The sequence below is a fragment of the Micromonospora sp. NPDC049089 genome, from assembly GCF_040648775.1.
Taxonomy (GTDB): domain Bacteria; phylum Actinomycetota; class Actinomycetes; order Mycobacteriales; family Micromonosporaceae; genus Micromonospora.
This window is the reverse complement of record NZ_JBEZEH010000249.1, coordinates 1-2,572: the sequence shown is the minus strand read 5'-3', so window position 1 is coordinate 2,572 and position 2,572 is coordinate 1. Positions and strand designations below refer to the sequence as shown.

The 2,572-nt window shown below is 71.8% G+C and carries 1 protein-coding gene; it reads left to right on the top strand.

Going from position 1 to position 2,572, the window contains the following annotated elements; genetic code table 11:
- The first annotated feature begins 133 nt into the window (after nucleotides 1–133).
- Nucleotides 134–2,122 (top strand): excinuclease ABC subunit UvrC, encoded by a 1,989-nt coding sequence (uvrC, locus tag AB0B48_RS29545; RefSeq protein WP_357207185.1) that lies wholly within the window; start codon nucleotides 134–136, stop codon nucleotides 2,120–2,122.
- Nucleotides 2,123–2,572 lie beyond the last annotated feature (450 nt).

The following is a 2,572-nucleotide window of genomic DNA, read 5'->3' as shown; positions in this document are numbered from 1 at the left end:
CCCGTGTGCACCCCTCACGCTGCACTTTTCTTTGTGTGTGCAGTCCGATGTCGCCCCCCCCCCCCCACTTCCGGGGCACCGAGTGGATCACGCCTGCGGTGGGCTGTCGGTGCTGCGGACTAGGCTTGTTGGCGTGGCTGACCCCTCGACCTACCGCCCCGCACCCGGCACCATCCCGGAGCTACCAGGGGTCTACCGCTTTCGCGACGGCACCGGCCGGGTGATCTACGTCGGCAAGGCGCGAAATCTGCGCAGCCGACTCAACTCCTACTTCGGCGACGTCTGGAACCTGCACGAGCGCACCCGGCAGATGGTCACCACCGCCGAATCGGTGGACTGGATCACCGTCGGCACCGAGGTCGAGGCGCTCCAGCAGGAGTTCACCTGGATCAAGCAGTACGACCCGCGGTTCAACGTCCGCTACCGCGACGACAAGTCGTACCCCTATCTCGCTGTCACCCTCGACGAGGAGTACCCCCGGCTGCAGGTGATGCGCGGCGCCAAGCGCAAGGGCGTGCGTTACTTCGGTCCCTACTCGCATGCCTGGGCCATCCGGGAGACCCTCGACCTGCTGCTGCGCGTGTTCCCCGCACGCACGTGTTCCGCCGGGGTGTTCAAGCGGGCCGGCCAGGTCGGTCGCCCCTGCCTGCTGGGCTACATCGGCAAGTGCTCGGCGCCGTGCGTGGGCACCGTCTCCGCCGACGAACACCGGGCCATCGTCGACGGGTTCTGCGACTTCATGGCCGGGCGCACCGACACCATGGTCCGCAAGATCGAACGTGAGATGACCGAGGCGAGCGAGCAGCTGGAGTTCGAGCGGGCCGCCCGCCTGCGCGACGACGTGGCCGCGCTGCGCCGGGCCATGGAGAAGCAGACCGTTGTGCTCGGCGACGGCACCGACGCGGACGTCGTCGCGTTCGCCGACGACCCGCTCGAGGCGGCTGTGCAGGTCTTCCACGTCCGCGACGGCCGGGTCCGCGGCCAGCGCGGTTGGGTGGTGGAGAAGACCGAGGAGCTGACCACCGGGGACCTGGTGCACCACTTCTGCACCCAGGTGTACGGCGGCGAGCACGGCGAGGCCGACGTTCCTCGGGAACTACTGGTCCCCGAGCTGCCCGCGGACGCCGACGCGCTGGCCGAGTGGCTCTCCAACCACCGGGGCAGTCGGGTGTCGCTGCGGGTGCCGCAGCGTGGCGACAAACGCTCACTGATGGAGACGGTGGAGCGCAACGCCAAGGACGCGCTGGCCCGGCACAAGCTCAAGCGCTCCGGTGACCTGACCACCCGGGGCAAGGCACTGGACGAGATCAGCGAGGCGCTGGGCATGAGCACCTCGCCGCTGCGCATCGAGTGCTTCGACATCTCCCAGATCCAGGGCACCGACGTGGTCGCCAGCATGGTGGTCTTCGAGGACGGGTTGCCCCGCAAGAGCGAGTACCGGCGGTTCATCGTCCGGGGCGCCACCGACGACCTCTCCGCGATGTCCGAGGTGCTCCGTCGCCGCTTCGCCCGCTACCTGGACGCCAGGGCCGAGACGGGTGAGGTGGGCGTGGAGTCGGCCGACGATCCGGCCGCGCCCGGAGGCGCCACGGATCCACAGGTCGGCATCCTGATCGACCCGACCACCGGCCGGCCCCGAAAATTCGCGTACCCGCCACAGCTGGTGGTCGTCGACGGCGGCGCCCCACAGGTCGCCGCCGCCGCGCAGGCCCTCGCCGACCTCGGCATCGACGACGTGGCCCTGTGCGGGCTGGCCAAGCGGCTGGAAGAGGTGTGGCTCCCGGACGACGAGTTCCCGGTCATCCTCCCGCGCACCTCGGAAGGGCTCTACCTGCTGCAACGGGTGCGTGACGAGGCCCACCGGTTCGCCATCACCTTCCACCGGCAGCGCCGCTCCAAGCGGATGACCGAATCAGCGTTGGACCACGTACCCGGCCTGGGCGAGGTACGTCGCAAGGCGCTGCTGCGGCACTTCGGCTCGCTCAAACGACTCTCGGCGGCAACGGTCGACGAGATCACCGAGGTGCCTGGGGTGGGGCGGCGCACCGCCGAGGCGATCCTGGCTGCCCTGGACAAGGACACCAAGGCCGGCGACGGCGCGGGCGCGAAGCCCAGCACCTGAGCACTGTCGCTCGCTCGCTGCCGGGCCGGAGGCGGCCGCTGGCTGTCCTCGCTCGCTCCGGTGATGGGCGGTCGCCCCATGATCGTGCTCGTTCCTGGATGTAGTGGCCTCGTTGCGCTGGGAGGGGCCTCTTTCCTGGATCGAGCACGATCTAGCGGGGGTTACGCGCACCGGGCTGCCCCCGGCCAGGCTGACCCGGCCGGCGCTCTGCCCGCGTGTCGGGCCGAACCCGCCCGGTCCGCCCCGTCTGTCCGATCCCGCCGCGCCCGGCCCGCCCGGTCCGCCCCGCTCGGTCCGCTCCGCCCGCCCGGCGCGCCCGCTCGGTCCGCCCGGTCCGCCCCGCCCCGCGCGGCCCGCTCCGCCCGCTCCGCCCGCTCCGCCCGGCCCGGTCTGCCCGGTCCGCCCCGCCCGCTCCGCCCCGCCCGCTCCGCCCCGCCCGGCCCGCCCGGT